We start from the raw sequence: 17,671 nt of genomic DNA, 5'->3' as shown, positions 1-17,671 counted from the left end.
TCGTGGGTGGTCAGGAGGCGGCGATCTGGGCTCGCGCCTGGTCGATGGTGGCGAGGATCGACACGTTCTCGTCCAGGGTGTGCACGGGCGACTCGGTGCGGCCCTCGCCGACGAACCGGGCCAGCGCCGTGGCCTCCCACGAGAGCCCGTCGAAGAGCTTCAGGTCCGTCGGGTCGCTCCAGGTGAGCAGGGGACCGAACGGGCTGCTGTCCGAGAGCGTGAAGGACGTGGGGGTGTAGAACCTGCGGTCGATGCTGATCGTCGCCTCCGATCCGGCGATCGCGGCGGTCGTCGGAGTCGCAGCCAGGATCGACGAGTACAGCGTGGACTGCGCGTCGCCCTCATGGGTGAGCACGAGCGTCGAGCAGGCGTCCACGCCCGTCTTCGTCATGCCGCCGACAGCGATGACCCGGGTCGGGGCGCCGAGCACCATCGAGGACAACTGCACCGGATAGATGCCCAGATCCAGCAGCGCCCCGCCGCCGAGCTCGGGCCGGTAGAGGCGATGCTGCGGACCCGCTGTGATCGCCTGCCCGTGATCGGCGAGTACGACGCGAACCTCCCCGAGCACGCCGTCGGCAAGCAGCTTGCGGATGACCGACGTCTGGGGCAAATAGCGGCTCCACATCGCCTCCATCACCAGCACCCCGGCGGAACGTGCGGCATCGGCCAGCGTCCGCGCCTCGGCTGCGCTCACCGTGATCGGCTTCTCGATCAGCACATGCTTGCCCGCGGCGATCGCCGCCAGCCCGATCGAAAGATGCTCGCTCTGCGGCGTCGCGACGTAGACGACATCCACCTCTGGATGGGTCACCAGTTGCTCCGTGGAGCCGAGCGCGAGCTCGATGCCGTGATCGGCGGCGAACGAAGCCGCCCGGTCGCGGGAGCGGGACGAGACCGCCACGACGCGCTGCGCGGTGTGAGCGCGCAGGGCCTTCGCGAACTTGTCCGCGATCCACCCGGGTCCTACGATGCCCCACCGGAGTGACGGCTCCCCCGTGCCAGGCAGGTAGAGCTCGGGGTCGGGCAGGTGAGCAGGCAGCATGTCCACGCTCCAGGTCGACGGGGTTATGGAAAAACTATTTAGCACGAGCTAACGTGCTCTACGCGCAGGTTAGCACGAGCTAAATCTGGTCACCATGATCGGGTTTCTGGGCGTTCGGTTACCACCCGAAGGAGGCGTCGATGTCGACAGAACTGCCGGCGCGCTCGCACACACCCCCCGTCCCCACCCAGCCGGTCAGCAACTGGTACATCGCCGCCCTCGGGTTGGCGCAGTTCGGCATCTTCGTGGCGATTGTCTCGCCGGTGTTCGTCAGCATGCAGCTCAAGGCGCAGGAGCTGAACCCGGACAACCCCGCATCCGTCATCGGCACCGTGCTGCCCATCGGCGCGATCGGAGCCCTGATCGGGAACCCACTCTTCGAAGCATTGAGCGATGTGACGAAGACACGGTGGGGGCGCCGCCGGCCCTGGCTCTTCGGCGGCATCATGGCGCTGCTGGGCGGCCTCGCCTGGGTCTCGGTGAGCACGAACGTGCTCACGCTGACCATCGCCTGGCTGGTCTGCCAGCTCGCATCGAACGCGGCATCCGCGGCGCTCGTCGCGAGCTTCGCCGACAACGTCCCCGAAGCACAGCGCGGCCGCGCATCCAGCGTCATCGCTCTCGCGATGAACGTGTCGATCCTCGCCGGCACCTACGGCGCCGTCCTGCTCGTGAACAACCTGCCCATCCTGTTCATCGCGCCCGGCGTCATCGGCGTCGCCTGTGTCGTCGTCTACGTCCTCGTCACCCCCGATCGCCTCCCGGAGACACCGGTCCACCCGTTCTCCTTCGCGCGGATCCTCGGCACCTTCTGGACGAACCCCATCAAGTACCCCGACTTCGGCCTGGCCTGGTGGTCGCGGTTCTGCATGATCCTCGCGACCTTCATGTTCACGACCTATCGGCTGCTCTACATGCAGGACCACCTGGGCCTCGGCGCGAACGACGCGGTCGCGGCGGTCGCCAACGGCGTGCTCTTCTACACGATCGCCCTGTTCATCAGCACCGCCGTCGCCGGCTGGCTGTCCGACAAGCTCCGTCGCCGGAAGATCTTCGTTGGCGGCTCCACACTCGTGTTCGGCGTCGGGCTGGTCATCCTCGCCTTCGCCGACAGCGTGACCGCGTTCTACATCGCCGAGATCATCATGGGACTCGCGTACGGCATCTACGCGGCCGTCGACACCGCTCTGGTCATCGACGTCCTGCCGGACCCGGACAAGCCGGGCAAGGACCTCGGCGTCATGAACATCGCCAACTCCCTGCCGCAGTCTCTCGCCCCCGCGCTCGGGCTGCTGCTGCTGGGTATCGGCGGTGGCGACAACTACCCGGCGCTGCTGTGGGGCGCGGGCATCATCACCGCCGTCGGCGCCGCGGTCATCATCCCCATCCGCAGCGTCCGCTGAACCCCGCCCAGCGCCGCAGCCGGGTCGTGGCGTTCCACGCGCACGTCACGACCCGGCCCGGACGGGCCCTGTCGACTCGCGAACCACAAGCTTCGTCCGCGTCGCGCTCACCCTGCGAGGCCCGTCATCGCACTCGAGCCGCTCCAGCACCGACGTCAAGGTCGCCTCGACGGTCGCCTCGACATCCTGCCGAACCGACGTCAGCCGGTGGTACGACAGCGACGCCAGATAGCTGTCGTCGAACCCGACCACGGAGATCTCGCCGGGCACCGGCACATTCGCTCGCGCGAACACCGCCAGCACACCCACCGCGCACTGGTCGCCACAGCACACCACAGCGGTCGGACGCCGGCTGCGCCCAAGGATCTCGCGCGCCGCGGTCGCGCCGCTCTCCTCGGAGAAGCCGCTGGAGAGCACCTCGATCCGATCCGCCAGCCCGAACGCGGCCATGGCATCCCGGTAGGCGTCGGCACGATCCCGGCCTACGTTCCCTCCGAGCCCGCCGACGTAGACGATGTCACGATGCCCGAGCTCCACGAGGTGCTCGATCGCGAGACGAAGGCCCTCGACCTCGTCCACGTGGACGTTGTCGACGTCGGGCTGCCGCACCCATTCCCCGAGCCACACCACGGGCACGAGATCGCAAGCCTCCGCCAGAGCGCTCGACGCCGGATCCGGATTGAACGCGACCAGCGCCTCCACCCGTTGCTCCATCAGCTCCGCAACGACGACATCCGTCGACCGCTCAACCGTCCTCGGGCCCAGCGCCAACCCGAAGCCCTTCTCCGCCGCCCGGACGAACAGCCGCTCCACGAAGCGCACCTGAAACGGATGGCGGATCTCGAACACCGCCCCGATCAGGCGCGTGCGATTCTGGCGAAGCAGCCGCGCCGAAGCATTCGGCCGATACCCGAGCTCACTCGCCGCGGCGAGGATCCGCTCCCTCGACTCCGCGCTCGGCCCGGGAACATCCCGCATCACCAGCGAGACCAGCTGACGCGACACACCCACGTGGTCAGCGATGTCCTGCATCGTCGGCAGCCGGCCGGAACCCTTGTTCCTCCGCCGCGTCCGCGCACCGTCCACGCCGATCGTCATGCATACCAGTCTCGCACGTGCTAATCGCGCGTGTGTTTCGAGCGAAGCGGCCGGTGCGGCCGGGCCCAGCTGCCGGTTCCGCGAGTGAAGTTCCGGCCACGCCCGCCGATCGTTCGATCGTGTACGCGGACAGGAGAACTACGGGGCGCCGACCCGTGCGGCGCGGCGGCGCTGGGTGAGCCGCCGGGCCTTGGCCGTGGTGCCGCAGTCGGCCATGCGACACCAGCGGCGGGAAGCGTTGCGGCTCTGGTCGAGGAACAACCACCCGCAGCCGCCTTCGTGTACGGGGCAGCGGCGTACCCGGGTCAGGTCGGCAGTCCGCAGTACGTCGAGGGCGGCCTCGGCGACCCGGTCGGGTATGAGCATGGCCGGTACCGTGCCGTAGACGAGCCGTACCTGTGGCGGATCGCCTCTGTCGAGCACCAGCGTCGCTCGGGCGGCCGCCCCGGACCACCGCTCGTGCAGCCCGACCAGCGCAGCCCCGGCCGCGATCGGGTCGCCCGCGACGGGGCCGCCCGCCGCCCCGCCGTCCGCGGGCAGGATCGCCGCGAGCATCACGAGGTGCAGCCCCTCCCGGATGTCCCGCACAGCGGCCAGTCCCGCGTGTGCCGCCGCGGGATCGTCGCGCCATGCCCGGCCGGCCCGGTCGGCCTCGGCGTCGCCGATCAGGCCTGCCCTGACCGTCCAGCGCAGCAATGCGGAGGTGTCGGACAGGAAGTCGTAGGGCGGCTCACCGTCGAGCGGCGCCCCTCGTTCGAGCGTGTTGACCAGATCGAGTGCGGGGTGTCCGCCGACCATCGGCAGTTGGCACACGTCGGGTCGCATGCCAGCCAGGCTACCACCTAAAGCATTGATGGAGGTTGCACGGTGCTGTTCGCTGAGCATCGGGTCACGCGGCTCGGGTGTGATCGGGCAGGGGCTCGTCGGCGGTCGCCGGCGCGAGCTTCCGCCGGCTGGAGAAGACCGGTTCGGCCAGCGCCATGGCGAACGCCGCCAGGCTGAGCAGCGCCCCGACGAGTGCCGTGCTGCGCAGGCCCGGGCCGGGCAGCAGCACACTGCTCAAGAACGCGCCCGCGGTGATGCCCACGTTGAACGCCGTGGAGGTGCCGGCGCTTGCCATGTCCGAGTCGCCCGGTGCGTACACGAGCACCCGCGAACCCAGAGCGACGGTCAGGCCCGCCAGCGTGAAGCCGGACAGGGAGATCGTGACAACGGTCCCCACCTGGGAGGCGCCGAACGCGAACTGACCGGCGAGCGCCAGCCCTTGCAGGCCTATGAGCCCGGCCATGGTGAGCCAGTCGTGGCGGTCGACGAGGTAGCCGGCCACGACCACGCCGGCCAGGCCCGCGATCCCGCGTACCAGCAGGAGCGGACCGATTGACGACTCGGCGAAGCCGCTGATGCCGGTCAGGAACGGGCTGATGTGGGTGAATGCCGCGAACGCGCCGGTGACCGCGATCGCCGTGGTGGCCACGATCGACAGATACCGGCCGCGGTCGGGCGCGCTGCCCCGGTCCGCCGTGCCCTGACCGGCCGGCGTGTTGGGCAGCCCGGACACGACCGTGACGAGTACGAGCAGGCCCAGGCCGCTGAGCGCGAAGAACGACACCCGCCAGTCGGTCTGCTGGCCGAGCCACGTGCCGGCCGGGATGCCGGCCAGCGCGGCGACGGAGGCACCGGCGTACAGGATGGACATCGCCCGGCCGCGCACCTCGGCCCGGAACAGGCCGGCGGCGGCCGGCGTCACGACGGCCCAGAACACCGCCTGGCTCAGCGCGATCACCATCCGGGCCCCCATGAGCAGCCAGTAGTTCCACGCCACTGCCGACAGGCAGGTCGCCACGACGAAGACGCCTAACAGGATGCACAGCAGCCGCCGTCGAGGCAGCCGGCGAGTCAGCCGCGTGAGTGGCAGGGACACCACCACGACGATCAGGGCGTACCCGGTGACCAGCAGCCCGACCGCCGACGCGCTGGTGCCCAGATCCTTCGCGATCAAGGGAAGCAGGCCGATCGGCAGCGACTCGGTCGTCACGTAGGTGAACACCGCCAGGGTCAGGGCGATCAGAGAGACGATCGCCGACTTGCTTCCGAACCGTTCTCGCACACTGCCTCCCTCGGTACGATCACCATCGTTCTGAGTAATGAAGGTAGCTCGGTCGCGTCTGCATCATGGAATTCCCTGGCTGATATGAACGTAGACGCCTATGTGCTACCGGTCAACCTCGTTTAGGTGGTGTGGTACGGCGACCGGCTGGCCCTCCGCTTGGGGACTGAGAGCGACCCGGATGTTGTGAGCATTCCGGAAGGAAAACGTCCGGAATGCGGCCTAGCATGCGGACCATGACCGACGACACCGTCATCAACGAGCCGTCCCTGACCGCCGGCGAAGTCGAGATGTTGCTGTTCGCCCTCGACCGCTCCCGTGCCACGTTCGCCTGGAAGACCGGCGGCCTGGACGCCGCTGCCCTGAACCGGCCACACCCGCCGAGCACGATGACCCTGGCCGGGTTGATCAAGCACCTGACCCGGGTCGAGGAGGAGACTGCGGCCTGGCGCCTGTTCGGGGAGCGGCCCACACCGCCCTGGGACACCGCCGAACACGGCTGGGAATGGGAAGCCGCCGCCGACGACACGCCCGACGAGCTCTACACCCGTTGGCGTGAGGCCGTCGCCCGCACCCGGGCCGCCGTGGCCAAGGTCCTGGCCGACGGCGGCCTCGACCGGCCCGCCGGGTTCACCGTCACCGAGGACGGCCGATCGCCCAACGTGCGCCGCATCCTGGTCGACGTCCACGACGAGTACGCCCGGCACGTCGGCCACGCGGACCTGTTCCGTGAGACGATCGACGGCCTGGTGGGCGAGGACCCGCCCCAGCCGGACTAAGTGGTGCCGCCTGTAAGTCCCTCGGGGGGTAGAGCCTCCGCCTCAATGTTGGCTGAGGTAGAGGCCGCAGGCGCAGTCAAGGGCTTCTTGAGGTGTCCCAGCGGACATGCCGGTGGGCAGGATCTGATTCTCGTACTTGCCGCTGCTGGCGAGGTAGAGCCCGAATCCCCAGATGGAGGCTGATCCGCCGTAGCGGAGCCGAATGAGGGGCAGGCGATGGCCATCAACCAGTTCGCCTTCGACGTAGGCGAACTGGCCGTGGTAGCGGACGTGCAGGCCTGCCAGCTGGGGCCAGCGGTCGCGGGCGTGCTGGCGCAGCCGCTGGGCCAGGGAGGTCTTGGTCGAATCCGGGATGGCAGGCATGAGCCTATCCTGCCGCCGGGCGTGTCGATCATGCCCGGATGGTGAGGATCGGAGCAAAGTTGTGGCGTCCCTGAAATAGATCACGGAAAGCGTTCCGCGTGCCCGTCCCCCGCGCCCGCCAGATCGTCTTAACCGCCTCCGACCGGCGGCAGCTCAAGAAGCTGGCTCACTCTCACACCGCCCCCTACCAGCAGGTCGTCCGTGTCCGGATCGTGCTGGACGCCGCGCACGGCTACTCCAACGCCCGTATCGCCGCACGACAGCGCCTTCACCTCGATACCGTTCGCCTGTGGCGTGGCCGATACGCCGACCACGGCATCGACGGGCTCAAGGACCGGCCCCGGACGGGCCGGCCACCCCGCTTCACCGCCCTCCAGCGGGCCGAGGTCAAGGCATTGGCCTGTCAGCTGCCGGCCGAGACCGGAGTGCCGCTGTCACGGTGGAGCAGCACCGACCTGGCCTGCGAAGTGGTCGGCAGGGGCATCACCGAGGCGATGTCCGCCTCGACCGTCCGCCGGATTCTGGCCGCTGACATGCTCAAGCCCTGGCAGTACGCCTCATGGGTGTTCATCCGCGACCCCGGCTTCGCCACCAAAGCCGCCCGCGTGCTGGATCTCTACCAGCGCATCTGGGACGGGCAGCCCCTCGCTGACAACGAGTACGTGATCTCCTCCGACGAGAAGACCTCGATCCAGGCGCGCTGCCGCTGCCACCCCACCCTGCCACCCGGCACCGCCCGCAGGATGCGGATCAACCACGAATACGACCGGGGCGGGTCGCTAGCCTACCTGGCCGCCTACGACGTCCACCAAGCGCATGTGATCGGACATTGCGCGGCCAAGACCGGCATCGTCCCGTTCATGACCCTCGTCGAGAAGGTCATGACCGCCGAACCCTATGCCTCCGCCAAGCGGGTGTTCTGGGTGGTCGACAACGGTTCCTCTCACCGCGGCAAGGCGGCGGCCGACCGGCTCGCCGCGCAGTTCCCCAACGCGGTGATGGTCCACACCCCCGTGCACGCGTCCTGGCTGAACCAAATAGAGATCTTCTTTTCCATCGTGCAGCGCAAGGTCGTCACACCCAACGACTTCGCCAGTCTTGACCAGGTCGAAGACCGGCTGATCGCCTTCGAGCGTCGTTACAACGAGACCGCCCGGCCCTTCAGATGGGAGTTCACCCCGGCCGACCTCGAGGACCTGATGGCCCGGATCGAGCGACACGAACAGAAGGAGCACCACTCCCAGCAGCCAACCGGCTGCGGCCACCAGCCTGCCGCACTACCAGCAGCCGCGTGAACCCTCGAATGACTTACGAACCGGACCACTAAGGCCGAGACGCCCATGGGCGAACTCCGACTTGGTGACGACCGTCCACCCGGCCGCTTGGAGTGGGGTGGATCTCAGGTAGACCATGATCCGGAAGGCCCTATCGGGTTGAACCGGTCTCGGGCCGAGTGGGGTGTTGGTGGCGTTGCCCGCTGTCGTCCGGGCCGGGGCGGGTCCGTGAGCGGAAGGTACGGCGGTAGGTGTCCGGGGGCACGCCGACCGTGCGGTTGAAGTGCCGGCGCATTGTCGTTGCGGTGCCCATGCCGGTGACCGCCGCGATGGTGTCGATGCTGTCGTCGGTGGTCTCCAGCAACTCCTGGGCGTGGCGGATCCGCTGCGTCAGCAGCCATTGCAGCGGGGTGGTGCCGGTCACCGACTTGAAGTGGCGGCCCAGGTTGCGCGAGCTCATCCGCGCCTGGCGGGACAGGTCCGTCACGGTCAGCGGCTGGTCGAGCCGTTCGATCACCCAGGGGAACAGTTCGGCGAGCGGGTGGTTGTCCGGGGCCGGCACCGGGGTGGTGACGAACTGAGCCTGGCCGCCGTCCCGGTGCGGCGGCACGACCAGGCGGCGGGCGACCGTGTTGGCGATCGAGGATCCGTGGTCGCGGCGCACGAGGTGCAGGCACAGGTCCATGGCTGCGGCTTTGCCGGCGGAGGTGAGCAGGCTGCCGTTGTCCACGTACAGGACGTCCGGGTCCACCTGGACCTGGGGGTAGCGGGCGGCCAGGTCTCGGGTGTGCGCCCAGTGTGTGGTCGCGCGCTTTCCATCCAGCAGGCCGGCGGCGGCCAGCACGAACGCGCCTGTGCAGAGGGAGGCCACGCGTGCGCCTGCCTGGTGAGCCGCACGCACCGCCTCGACGAGGTCGGCGGGTGGATCCTCGTCGACGTCGGCCAATCCGGGGACGATCACGGTGTCGGCGCGCGAGAGTTCGTCGAGGCCGTGGTCAGGCTCCAGCCGGAACCGGCCGACCCGTACGGCGACCGGCCCGCAGACGGTGACCTCGTACCACGGGACCGTCACGCCGTCCGGGACAGCGGCGAAGACCTCGTACGCCAGGGACAGTTCGAAATGCAGCATGCCGTCGGTGACGGCCAGCGCGACAGTACCCATGTCCGGAATTGTACGAGTAATGGCGTTCCGGCCACTCACGGTTGGGTGCCCGCCCCCGTCAGGATGTCCGCAGCGGATCATTCGAGCACAGGGAGAACCCATGGGATCGGGGCAGATGGTGGCGGTGTACGGCGCGTACGGGCACACCGGGCAGTTCGTGGTGGCAGAGCTGCGGGAGCGCGGGTTCGTCCCGGTTCTCTCCGGCCGCGACGCCGGCAAGCTGCAGGCGTTCGCGGCGTCCCATCCCGGGCTCGACGCCCGGCCGGCGTCGGTCGACGATCCGGTCTCGCTCGACCGCGCACTGGCCGGCGCGGCAGCCGTGATCAACTGTGCCGGGCCCTTCGCCACGACGGCCGCCCCCGTGATCGAGGCGGCACTGCGCGCCGGGATCCCGTATGTGGATGTGGCGGCCGAAATCGAGGCCAACGTCGACACGTTCGCGCACTTCACGGACCGCGCCCGCGCCGCGGGAGCGGTGATCGTCCCCGCGATGGCCTTCTACGGCGGCCTCGGCGACCTGCTGACCACCGCCGCGATGGGCGACTGGAGCGCGGCCGACGAGGCGCACATCGCGTACGGGCTGAGCAATTGGCACCCCACCGCCGGGACGCGCACCGCGGGCAAGGTCTCCCGGGAGCGGCGGGGCGGCCGGCGCGTCCGCTACGCGAACGGGCAACTGGAGTACCGCGCGGACAACCCGCCCACCCTGAAGTGGCCCTTCCCTGACCCGATGGGCACCCAGGAGGTCATCGGGGAGTTCACGATGGCTGATGTCGTCACCATTCCCAGCCACCTGTCCATCCCCGAGGTGTGCACCTACATGGCGATCGAGGCGGCCAGGGGCATATCGGACCCGGACACACCGACGCCGGCCGCGGTCGACGAGCGTGGGCGGTCCGCGCAGACCTTCCTCGTCGACGTCGTCGTGCGCTCCGGTGGCAGTGAACGGCGCGCTGTGGCAAGCGGCCAGGACATCTATGCCATCACCGCCCCGCTCGTCGTGGAAGCGGTTGACCGCATCCTCACCGGACGGACCAGGACCGTCGGCGTCGCCTCCGCAGGCGAGATCTTCGACGCACCCGACTTCCTCCGCGCGCTCTCCCCGCACATTTCCCTGGAACTGCTCCCCTAGCGGGCAGTCCGCCCCACGCTGTACGCCGGACTGCCGTGGTTGCCGGCACTCGCTGTGCGAGCCGGTGATCACCGGTAGAACTGCTGCGGGACGGCTCGGCCGTTCACCTCCGGCTGTTCCACGAGGCGCTCAGCGGGCCGCGGGCGACCAGCACGGCGAAGATGGACAGGTCGCTGCCGAACAGCTCCGGGTCCTCACAGTGAGGTGCGTCCCCGATCCCGGGGTAGATCACCGGTATCGCCTCCGGCGTGGTATCGCAGATGCGCTGAATCTCGGCGGCATGCGGATCGGCGTCCCCCCACATGAGCATCATGGGCGATGTGACGGCGTTCAGTTCCGTGCTGATCTCGCGCACGGCGGCCTCGCGGTGGGTGCCGCCGCGCTCCCGGTTGTGTTCGAGGCCATGTTCGCTCGCCGGACGATGCTCCGATGCGACGCTGGGGAACCCCACGAACACGGTGCCGGTGACGCGGTCCCGGTGCCGCACAGCCATCTGCCGGGCGACCACCGCACCATGCGAATGCCCCACGATCACGGCTTGGCGGATGCCGAGGGTGTCCAGGAGCGCCATCGAGCCGGCGGCGAAGTCGCCGCCGTGATAGCCGGCTTGGCCCGGCCGGGTGACGGCGATCGCATGGATGGATTTCGACAAGAACGGCAGTACGTGTTCGAACGACCGCCATGAATGGGCGAGGCCGGGCAGGAAGAGCAAAGGTATTCCGGCGGGATCGCCATACTGTACGAAATCGAGCCGCACTCCAGTGGCAAGCCGAGTGGATTGCATTGTGGGAGCCATTTGATCACCTGTTCGTCGACACGTGGTCGTCTCATTGCTCGACCCGGTGACGGTGGATCGGAGCGTACGTGAGGGGGCAAATGTCTACGGGGGCGGGAAGTATCCCGGCAGGCCTTTCGAGGCGGGTCGGCGGTGCACGGGCGAGCTCACTTGACGACGTCTTCGAGGACTCTCCGGCCCCGGGCGCCCACGAGCACCGCGCCCATCGCACAGGCGCGGGAAGCCGGCGCGGTGCGGTTGGGCGCCTTGATCTTGCGGAGCGGGCTGCTCACATGATCGCGCTCACCCCATCGGGAGTTTCTGCTCGAGCGAACGGGAGAACTCGCGCGACGGCGGGTTTCGGACGCTGGAGTGCACGAAGGTCTGGAATTCATTTCCGCACACGTCCGCAGGGGGACCGCCGAAGCGCCGCATGAATTCCGGATTCGCCTGCCGGGTCGCAAGGTTCGGCTCAAGAAAGGTCATGCACGGTTCGGGATCATGGAGAAGCAGGTGAACCTCGGCGTAATCGGTCTCGCCGTGCCGCCCGCCGGTCGCGACAGGTGCAATGTCCGGGAGTTCGAGGATAGCCAAAGGATTAACCCTTTCATTCGCAGTGGACGTTCGCGATCACTGCGCAGTTCGCAGTGGAATGGGATCCTGCCTCGAAACCGCCGAATTGCAGGCGCGTATCTAATTTATTACAGATCTGGATCATTTCAGTCAACAAGTTCCCTCTCCTTCTCGCTAACCTTGTGGGCGGCCGCCGAAAAGGTTCGGTCGCCGGTCATCGCTTCGGTGTTCGGTACGGTTCGGCGCTGGAGCCTTCGGAACCGCACCCCCCGTACGCACCGAACCGTCCGCGGCATGCGTGCCGTGCAGCACGTCGGCTTCGGCGGTGATGACCAGCGCGGGACGCAGGCCGGCCCGTATCAACGCCGTCTGCGTCAGCGACCCGGCCGGCGTCAGACGAGGGTCGTCAGCGCCTCGATGAGCTTGCTCCGGCCCGAGACCCCCAGCTTCCGGTAGGAATTCGTGAGGTGCTTCTCGATGGCACGAGAGGTGACGCCCAGCTCGTCGGCGATCTCCTGATTGGTCAGGCCACGGGCGGCGAGCTCGCCTACCCGACGTTCCGCTCTGGTCAGCACGGCCGTGCGTGTGGCGGGCGCCCGATGACCCTGCTGGGCGCGTTCCGTCAGCCGGGGCGCACCGCAGGCCACGGCGTGCTCGCCGCCCTCCCGGATAGCCGCCGCCGCCTCGGCGTCATCGCCCGACATCCGTCCCAGCAGGACGAGCGCCCGGGCGAGTTCGAGCTGATTGTCCGAGTTCCGCAGCACGTCGACCGCCTCTCGCAGCAGCGCGACGCCCTCGATGCCGCCGAGCACCATGCCCTTCAACCGCAGGGCACGACCCAGCATGGCGGGTGCTCCCCACGCCATCGCTTGCGCGTGCTCCTCCTCCGCGAGCGCCCGAGCGGCGTGGGAAGCGCCCAGGCGGTGGTTCAGGCTGATCGCCCAGGGGCGCCACGGCAACAGCACCGAGTTGCGCCAGCCGCTGCGTTCCACCTGCCGCCCGCAGGCCAGCAGCCCGTCGAGGGCGCCGGCCAGGTCGCCCCGCTGGACATCCGTGGACGCCTTGAGGATCTGCAGGATCGCCGACACGCTCAAGCTCTTCGACGGCTGCCGGTCGGCGGCGGTGAGGATCTGCTCGCTCAGTCCGAGATCGCGGACTTCGAGCGCGACCGTGGCGAGGGCGATGGCGAAGTTTGCCCTGACCTCGGGCGACTCCGCCTCGGTGAGGTGTACGGCACGCTCGGCGTGCTCGCGGGCCAGGCGCACTTGACCGCGGGCGGTGAGCACCATCGCCCGCAGGGCGTGGAGCAGTTCGCCGTCGATGCCGCTTTTCTCGCTGCCGAGCCGTTGCCCGAGGGACAACCAGGAGTCGACGTCCTGCAACGAGTCCGCCGCGATCAAGGTCGTCGCCAGGAGCGGCAGCATGTAGGGCGGGCGCGCCGACGTGGCGGGTTCCCGATCGAGGATGCGGCCCGCGAGCAGAGCCGCATCGGCTGCGGGCAACCGGCAGGTCAGCGTCCCCGCGTGGAGGAGCACGGCGAGCAACTCGCGCTCGGCGCCCGACTGGAGCGGCGGCTCCTTGCCCAGCCCGTGCAGCCGCTCGACCGCTGACGAGAGCGCGGACGGACACTCGTGGTCGTAGTAGCGCAGCCGTGCCTCCAGCCGCAGACCGATCTCGTGGGCGGATCCGACGAGCGAGTCCAGTGGACCGAGCTCCTCGGCGACCTCCCGGAGCAACTGGATGAACGACGGGGATGTCGTCCCCCAGAATGTCGGCGCTGCCCGCAACGTCGCGACGGCCCTGTCCCTGGCCGTGGTCAGCAAGGGGACCGCCTGCGAGATGTGCCGCTCGCACGCCGCCGGGTCGAACGCGCGTTCCGCGGTGGCGAGCTCGATCAGCAGCCAGGCCCGTTCCTCGCTCTGCGCCGGGCTGTCCAGCAAGGCGCGCCGCAGGTAGCGGGCCGCGGTGTCCGGCGCGCCGCGCCGCAGTGCCGTGTCCGCCGCGGCGCGCAGCACCGATACCGACCACGGTCGGCTTGAGGTCCCCACGGTCATCAGCTGGGCGGCCACATGCTCCGCGGGATGGCCCTGGCCGTACAGCAGGGCCGCCGCCCGGTCGTGCAGCTGCTCACGCTCCACCATCGTCAGTGAGGATTCCACCGCGTCGCGGACGACGAAGTGGGAGAAGCGCGGCCGATGCTCACCCGCCAGCACCCCGAACTGGTACAGCGTGCGCATCCCCGCGGCGTACCCGATCTCGTCCAGACCCGCCAGCCGTGCGACGAGCCGGGGATCCTCATGCTCGCCCACCGCGGCGATGGCCGCCGCCAGGGCCTGGATCGGCTGAGGCAGAGAGTGCAGGCAGGCCGCCAGCCGATCGCGTAGCTGCGCGGGAAGCAGCGAACGCACCACGTCGGCCGCGTCGGCGGTCGGCCGGGTCCCGGAGGGCATGGAGAACAGCACCGACATCAGGAACAGCGGATTGCCCGTGGAGGTCTCGTGGCAGGCGCGGACGAACTCCTCGTCCCCGGGCTCGCCGAACCGGTTGAGGATCACGGTGCTGGTGCCGTCCAGCGACAGCGGTCCGGGTAGCAGCACATGCGCCGAAAAATCCGTGATCTGCTGGATCAGTGGGTGCTGCGCGCCGGGATCGCCCTCACGAACCGTGTACACGAGCACGATGCGCAGCCCGCGCAGCCGTTTGGCGAGATAGGCGAACCAGCGGAGTGACGGGGTGTCGGCCCACTGCAGATCGTCGACCAGGATCAGCAGCGGGGTGTCCGCGCCGGCATTGACGAACAGCGTCCGCAGGTCGTGCAGCACCGCCTGGGAGTCGGCGGCGGGGAGTCCACCGGGCATGTCGTCGTCGGCGAACACCCGCTCCAGCACCGCGTACTCTCGCACTGAGCGCTCGCGGGCTTGCTCCGGTAGACCGGCGAGGAGCTCGTCGCACAGCTGGCGCACCACGCCGAAGGCGAAGTCCTGCTCCATGGGACCCGCGTTCGCGCGCAGCACCCGCACGTCCTGGCCGGTGACCAGGCGCGGTAACCGCCGCAGCAGAGCTGTCCGGCCGATGCCGACCGGGCCGCTCAGCAGGATCAGCGAGGACGTGCCCTCGACGGCCGCGTGGAGAGCGGTCTCCACCAGGGCCAGCTGAGCGTCCCGTTCAAGCAACATCTGTTCGGCCCCTTCATCGCGGGGACAGCGCGCGCAGGTCTTCGCGCGTGCTGATCCGCAGTTTCTCGTACACGCGGCTCAGACGCTGTTCCACGGTGCGCGTGGTCACCGACAGCAGCCGGGCGATGTCCCTGTTGCTGTGTCCCTGCCCGGCGAGGATCGCGGCCCGTCGCTCAACCTCCGTCAACAGGGTCCAGTCCGCCGGCTGCCGGCCGGGAGCCGGTGCCGGTGACGTGCGCAGTCGCTCGGCGATCGCGTGCGCCAGGCGCGCGGCACGGCACGACGGATGCGTCGCGGTGACCGTCAACGCCTCGCCCAGGAGGGATGCGGCCGCCTGCTCGTTTCCCGCCTCGTGCTCCGCGACCGCCAGCTCCACGAGAGCCCAGGCGAGGAAGGTCATCCCCGCGGGGGAGCCGCGAAGGAGATGCATCGCCATGCGGGCCCTGGCCGGCTGTGCTTCGCCGGCCATGAGCCCAACGGTCAGCTCGGCCCAGCCGAGCGCACTGGGAGCGCCCCAGCGGCGGGCCAGTGACAGCTCCTCCTGGCCCAGCCGCAGAGCCTGTTCGACGTCGCCGAGCCTCCGGCAGGCACGGGCGGCCATGGAGCGCCAGGGCATGATCGCGGGGTTGAGCCGGTTCCGCTGTGACAACCATCGACCGCACTCGCGGAACAGCTCGATCGCTTTGGTGAGGTCCCCGTCGACGGTGGCGACCAGCCCCTTGGCGTACAGCAGGTAGGGCCAGTAAGCGCTGTCCGCCGCCGCGGCGGGAGCCGGCGCGGCGGCGAGCTCCCGGGCCTGGTCGAACAGGCCCATTTCGAGGTCGACCGCGATGCGTATCGCCGTCATGTACGGCACGACGCCCGGGTGCCGGCTCGCCGGCGGCAACGCGTGCTCGGCGGCGGCGAGGTCCCGCGCCGCCGCGTCGAGCCTGCCGCTGCGCAGGTGCAGTTCGGCGCGCGTGGCCAGCACGCGACCGGAGGCGACGGCGACGTGTGCCCGCGCGGTCTCCGCGAGCAAGGCGTCGAGCCGCGCCTCGGCCTCTTGGCTCTCATCGGCCAGCCGCAGCGCCATGCAGGCCGCCAGCCGCGGGAGGATCAGCCCGCCATCGTGTGCCTTGCTCAGGGCGCCCCGGGCCAGCGCCCGGCTCGAGTTCAGGTCCTCGCCCCGCAGCGCGAGCTGCCAGGCGCGCACGCCCATCTGCGCTGCGGCCGGAGGATGCTCGTGGAGTTCCGGGACTTCGGGCAGCGTTTGCTCGCCGTCGTCCTGTAGCGCCTGATCGGCGAGCCAGAACAGCGCGATCAGGTCATCCCGCTCTCCCCCGTGGGCGGTAGGCAGCACTTCGGCAACCATCTGGCGCACGCCACGCGCGTTTCCCCAGGCCAGCCGCAGCTCGGTCGCACGGATTCGGACCCCGGCCCCGTCGTCGGCGGTGCGGGCGATCCGGCTGAGCCGGCGGTCGCCCGCTTCCGGCGCGGCCAGCACTTCGGCGGTGGCCAGCTCCAGGTTCAGGCGCAGGCGTTCCACGTGGTCCAGCGGTTCCTCCAACGCGCGCGCGGCATAGGAGACCGCCTGGCCGTGCTCGCCCTTGTGGAGCGCCGCGGCGAAGCCGCGGCGCAGCGCGTGGGTCGCCCATCCCGCGCCGATCGGCGGTGCCAAGAGCAGGATCCGCGCCAGGTCGTCGTCGTTCACGGCCGCCCGGTGCGCCAGATGCGCCGCTCGGGAGTGCAGGTCGGCCCGTTCGTCGGCGGAGAGCTCCGAAAGCACGCGAGCCGTCACGACCGGGTCTCGGAGCCGCAGGCCCGCCCCGCTCGGGATGGTCAGCCCGGTCGCCTCCACCATGGCCCGCACCTTCCACTCGGGCACCGTGCGCAGCCCGGCGATGCGGCAGACGAGAGGGAAGTCCAGCAGGTCGCCGCAGACGGCCACCGCGCCCAGGACCGCCACCGCCTCCCGGGGCAGCCCGTCCAGCACCCGGGTGACATGATCGCCGATCACGGTCGCCGCGATCGCACGCAGCTCCGGTAGGTGAGCGGTGATCGGCTTGCGGCCCTGGTCCACGAAACGGCGCAACGTGTCGTGCAACACGGAGGGATTGCCGGCACTGATCTCCACCGCCGCCGCGGTGAACCGGTCCTCCCCTTCCGCGCCGCAGATCAGTTCCACCGCGGCGGCGGCGTCGCGGCCGCTCAGCGGGGCCAGCGCGAGTTCGGTGATCGCCGCAGTGCCGGGGGAGAATCCGGGTTCGAGCAGCGGGTCCGAGCCTTCGAACCAGGTGCCGCTCCGGCTCGTCAGGAGCGCGACGGGTGCGCCGGCAAGGCGCCGTACCAGTGCGTGCAGCCAGCGCGACGAGGCCGCGTCCACCCACTGGACGTCCGCCACGACCACCAGCGTGGGCAGCTCTCGTGCGCTGCTCAGCAGTTCGGCCAGGCCCGGCGGCCGGCCTTGCCGTTCCTGGTCGAGCACTGCCCGCGGCGAACGTTCGAGACCGGCGTCCATCGTCGCCAGCACCTGCAGGGCGACGCCGTACGGCAGGTCGCGCTCGGCGGGGGTCGCCGCCGCGCGCAGCACCCGTATCCCGCGCTCCGTGGCGAGCTCGGCCGCCCATCGCAGAAGGGCGTTCTGCCCGTCACCCGGCCGGCCGATCAATGTCACCACGCCCGGACGGTTCCCGGGCAACCTACTGATCAAGGAACTCAGCGTCTCCCGCTCACGATCGCGGCCGAGCAGCAGGAGTTCGCGCCTGCCACGATCACCCGGTCCGCTCGTCGTACGCATGGTCGTGA

At 69.7% G+C, this 17,671-nt stretch carries 15 protein-coding genes; 4 read left to right on the top strand and 11 right to left on the bottom strand.

Annotated features, from left to right (window positions below):
- Positions 1-10: 10 nt before the first annotated feature.
- On the bottom strand, positions 11-1,045 hold the full coding sequence (locus ACIBX3_RS35020; RefSeq protein ID WP_397124647.1) for a Gfo/Idh/MocA family protein: 1,035 nt from the start codon (positions 1,043-1,045) through the stop codon (positions 11-13).
- A gap of 140 nt (positions 1,046-1,185) precedes the next feature.
- On the opposite strand from ACIBX3_RS35020, the gene ACIBX3_RS35015 reads away from it, so the two are divergent.
- The gene (locus tag ACIBX3_RS35015) at positions 1,186-2,448 is read left to right on the top strand and encodes an MFS transporter (RefSeq protein ID WP_397124645.1); all 1,263 of its coding nucleotides are present in this window, start codon (positions 1,186-1,188) and stop codon (positions 2,446-2,448) included.
- 45 nt (positions 2,449-2,493) lie between these two features.
- Here the strand turns inward: ACIBX3_RS35015 and ACIBX3_RS35010 are convergent, their stop codons facing one another.
- The 3 genes from ACIBX3_RS35010 to ACIBX3_RS35000 all read right to left on the bottom strand — a co-directional run bounded on the left by ACIBX3_RS35010 (position 2,494) and on the right by ACIBX3_RS35000 (position 5,653).
- Positions 2,494-3,546, bottom strand: coding sequence for a LacI family DNA-binding transcriptional regulator (locus ACIBX3_RS35010; protein ID WP_397124643.1), 1,053 nt, complete (start codon positions 3,544-3,546; stop codon positions 2,494-2,496).
- A 138-nt stretch (positions 3,547-3,684) separates the two neighbouring features.
- Positions 3,685-4,371 carry a CGNR zinc finger domain-containing protein gene (locus tag ACIBX3_RS35005; protein WP_397124641.1) on the bottom strand — a complete coding sequence of 229 codons (687 nt, stop codon included), beginning with the start codon at positions 4,369-4,371 and terminating at the stop codon, positions 3,685-3,687.
- Between the two features lie 64 nt (positions 4,372-4,435).
- A complete protein-coding gene (locus ACIBX3_RS35000; protein ID WP_397124639.1) occupies positions 4,436-5,653 on the bottom strand; it encodes an MFS transporter in 1,218 nt (405 codons plus the stop codon).
- A 236-nt stretch (positions 5,654-5,889) separates the two neighbouring features.
- Here ACIBX3_RS35000 and ACIBX3_RS34995 point away from each other — a divergent pair, with 236 nt between their 5' ends.
- A complete protein-coding gene (locus ACIBX3_RS34995; RefSeq protein ID WP_397124637.1) occupies positions 5,890-6,432 on the top strand; it encodes a DUF664 domain-containing protein in 543 nt (180 codons plus the stop codon).
- 42 nt (positions 6,433-6,474) lie between these two features.
- Here ACIBX3_RS34995 and ACIBX3_RS34990 read toward each other — a convergent pair whose 3' ends face one another.
- Positions 6,475-6,795, bottom strand: a complete 321-nt coding sequence (locus ACIBX3_RS34990; protein WP_397124635.1) for a hypothetical protein — start codon at positions 6,793-6,795, stop codon at positions 6,475-6,477.
- Between the two features lie 98 nt (positions 6,796-6,893).
- Here ACIBX3_RS34990 and ACIBX3_RS34985 point away from each other — a divergent pair, with 98 nt between their 5' ends.
- Positions 6,894-8,090 (top strand): IS630 family transposase, encoded by a 1,197-nt coding sequence (locus tag ACIBX3_RS34985; protein WP_397124633.1) that lies wholly within the window; start codon positions 6,894-6,896, stop codon positions 8,088-8,090.
- A gap of 130 nt (positions 8,091-8,220) precedes the next feature.
- Here the strand turns inward: ACIBX3_RS34985 and ACIBX3_RS34980 are convergent, their stop codons facing one another.
- Positions 8,221-9,231: a helix-turn-helix domain-containing protein gene (locus ACIBX3_RS34980; protein WP_397124631.1), complete on the bottom strand. Its 1,011-nt coding sequence runs from the start codon at positions 9,229-9,231 to the stop codon at positions 8,221-8,223.
- Positions 9,232-9,331: 100 nt separating this feature from the next.
- Between ACIBX3_RS34980 and ACIBX3_RS34975 the strand changes: the two genes are divergently transcribed.
- A complete protein-coding gene (locus ACIBX3_RS34975) occupies positions 9,332-10,363 on the top strand; it encodes a saccharopine dehydrogenase family protein (protein ID WP_397124629.1) in 1,032 nt (343 codons plus the stop codon).
- A gap of 103 nt (positions 10,364-10,466) precedes the next feature.
- Here ACIBX3_RS34975 and ACIBX3_RS34970 read toward each other — a convergent pair whose 3' ends face one another.
- The 5 genes from ACIBX3_RS34970 to ACIBX3_RS34950 form a co-directional block, all read right to left on the bottom strand.
- Positions 10,467-11,120: an alpha/beta fold hydrolase gene (locus ACIBX3_RS34970; protein ID WP_397124627.1), complete on the bottom strand. Its 654-nt coding sequence runs from the start codon at positions 11,118-11,120 to the stop codon at positions 10,467-10,469.
- Between the two features lie 185 nt (positions 11,121-11,305).
- Positions 11,306-11,431: a hypothetical protein gene (locus tag ACIBX3_RS34965; RefSeq protein WP_397124625.1), complete on the bottom strand. Its 126-nt coding sequence runs from the start codon at positions 11,429-11,431 to the stop codon at positions 11,306-11,308.
- Between the two features lie 10 nt (positions 11,432-11,441).
- Positions 11,442-11,732 carry a hypothetical protein gene (locus tag ACIBX3_RS34960; RefSeq protein ID WP_397124623.1) on the bottom strand — a complete coding sequence of 97 codons (291 nt, stop codon included), beginning with the start codon at positions 11,730-11,732 and terminating at the stop codon, positions 11,442-11,444.
- Positions 11,733-12,103: 371 nt separating this feature from the next.
- Entirely contained in the window at positions 12,104-14,887 is a 2,784-nt protein-coding gene (locus ACIBX3_RS34955) for an ATP-binding protein (RefSeq protein WP_397124621.1), read from the bottom strand.
- A gap of 13 nt (positions 14,888-14,900) precedes the next feature.
- Positions 14,901-17,663: an AAA family ATPase gene (locus tag ACIBX3_RS34950; protein WP_397124619.1), complete on the bottom strand. Its 2,763-nt coding sequence runs from the start codon at positions 17,661-17,663 to the stop codon at positions 14,901-14,903.
- Positions 17,664-17,671 lie beyond the last annotated feature (8 nt).

It is taken from the genome of Nonomuraea sp. NPDC049480, from assembly GCF_044465905.1.
GTDB lineage: Bacteria > Actinomycetota > Actinomycetes > Streptosporangiales > Streptosporangiaceae > Nonomuraea.
Note: the sequence above shows the minus strand (reverse complement) of the source record. Positions and strands in the feature narration are given on the sequence as shown.